Below are 2168 nucleotides of genomic sequence, written 5' to 3' on the forward strand. Positions count from 1 at the left end.
GGCGGGGATTGGCCGGCGCCGGACAGCCCCCGCCGCGCCTCCGCCAACTGGGTGGCCGGCGCCGCCGCGGGCATCGCCGTCCTCCTCTGTTCCCTCAGCATCCAGGGCATACTCGACGGCTTTGCCTGGATGTGGCCGCTGACCATGGCGGTAGCATCCGTCTCCGTGGCTACAGCGCTGGCCCGGCGGTTCAGTTTCCCCACCGTGCTGGTGCCGGTAGCGGGGCTCGCTTCCCTCACGCTGGCACTGACGTGGCTGTTCGCCTCCGACACCGGTTTCTTGGGCATTATCCCAATGTCGGGGACTGTGGCGAAGGCCGGATCCCTGCTGGCCGACGCCCAGACCGTGGTGATCACGCAGGTGATACCCGTTCTTCCCGACGCCGGCGTCGTGTTCATTGCCTGCCTGGCCGTAGGGCTGGTGACAGTGCTGGTCGACACCCTGGCCGTGACCCTGCGGATGCCTGCGGCCAGCGGGCTCGGACTGTTTACCATCCTGCTGGTACCCGGAATCATCAAACCGCAAAGCGTGGGTGCAGCCGGTTTTGCGGCAGCTGCCCTGGGCTTCCTGCTGATCCTGGCGGCAGGGGCGTGGCAGGAGCGCGCTGATGCCCAAGCCGGCGGCCGGAACCGGCCGACAGGAAGCCAGGCGGCTGGTGCGCTGGGCATCGGCGCCGGAGCGGTCATCGCGGCACTGCTGCTGCCCCTGGCCATTCCAGGGTTCAACACCGGAGCGTTCCCGCAGGGTGCACGGATCAACTTCTTTGCCGGCACCACCGGACTGAATCCGGTGGTGACCCTGGGCAATGACCTGCGCCAGCCCACTGCCACCGGCCGGATCACTTACGCCACCGATTCGCAGCGGCCGCTTTACCTCCGTTCCACCACACTGGAGGATTTTTCCGGGAGCCGCTGGGCCCCGGATACACGTTCCGATTCCCGCCGGCTCGGCACTTCCAGCATGATGCCGGCGGAAAGGATGGATGAGAGCATTCCGACGACGGTGACGACGACGGTTATCGGGTCATCGACCTATTCCAGCCCTTGGCTGCTGGCACCCTATGCACCCTCGTCAATCTCGGAGGTAGGCGGAGCCTGGACGTGGGATCCGTCGACCATGACCATCCTGTCCGCCGACGGCAACGCCGAAGCACAGTCCAGCTACCAGGTGCGCAGCGTGAGCCCGATGGTGACGAGCGAAACCCTGATGGGCATCGGGCCGGCACCGGAGAACGCCGTGGATCCCGTCTTCACCGATCTCCCGGATAACCTGCCCCAGATCATCAAGGACACCGCCAGGGAGGCCGTAGCCGCCGAAACCACGCCGTATGGGCAGGCACTTGCTCTCCAGTCCTACCTGCGCGGCGCGCGGTTCAGCTATTCCCTGGATGCCCCGGTCGATGGCGGATATGACGGCAACGGCATGGATGTCCTGGCCCGCTTCCTGGAACAACGATCCGGGTACTGTGTGCACTTCGCCTCCGCGATGGCTGTTATGGCCCGGGAAGTGGGGATCCCGAGCCGCATGGGACTCGGCTATGCGCCTGGCCGTGCCACGGATGAGACCCGGGTTGGTGACGGGGGGCAGGAGCTGGAGGAGTTCGCCGTGGACTCCCGGGACGCCCACGCGTGGCCTGAACTGTATTTCGAGGGAGTCGGCTGGGTGCGTTTCGAACCCACGCCTTCCCGTGGAGTGGTCCCGGCCTATGCGGTGCCCCGGCAGCCGAACGCCGGTGCCGCGGCCCAACGGGAAGCGGATCAGCGGGAACCGCAGGGGGCCATCCCGGTGCCGGCCCCCTCGCCCACGTCTCCTCCGGCCGCCGTACCGCAGCCAGTAGGACCTGCCGAGACGGGTGGGGCTCCCTTCGCCGGCGTTGCGATCGGTATTTTGGTGGCCGCCCTGGCGATCCTGACCCCGTGGGGACTGCGCCGCCGTCGGACCAGGAACCGCCAGCACGCCCACGCCGCTGCGGGAGGAGGCGCCGGATTGGCGTGGGAGGAAGCCATGGATTCCGCACAGGATTACGGCTATCCGGCCAGGACCGCTGACAGTCCGCGCTCCTATGCCGACCGGCTGGCGGCGGAAGCTGGCCTGCCGGAACCCGCGGCTGCGGCCCTGCAGCGGCTGCGCCAGGCGTATGAGGCGGAGGCGTATGCTGCCCCGGTTTC

1 protein-coding gene is annotated in these 2168 nt (G+C 68.0%); it reads left to right on the plus strand.

Going from position 1 to position 2168, the window contains the following annotated elements:
* On the plus strand, nucleotides 1–2168 hold a 2168-nt coding region (locus tag RTN46_RS16945), incomplete at both ends, for a DUF3488 and transglutaminase-like domain-containing protein (RefSeq protein WP_312183215.1).

The sequence above is a fragment of the Arthrobacter sp. genome, assembly GCF_031988865.1.
Taxonomy (GTDB): domain Bacteria; phylum Actinomycetota; class Actinomycetes; order Actinomycetales; family Micrococcaceae; genus Arthrobacter_B.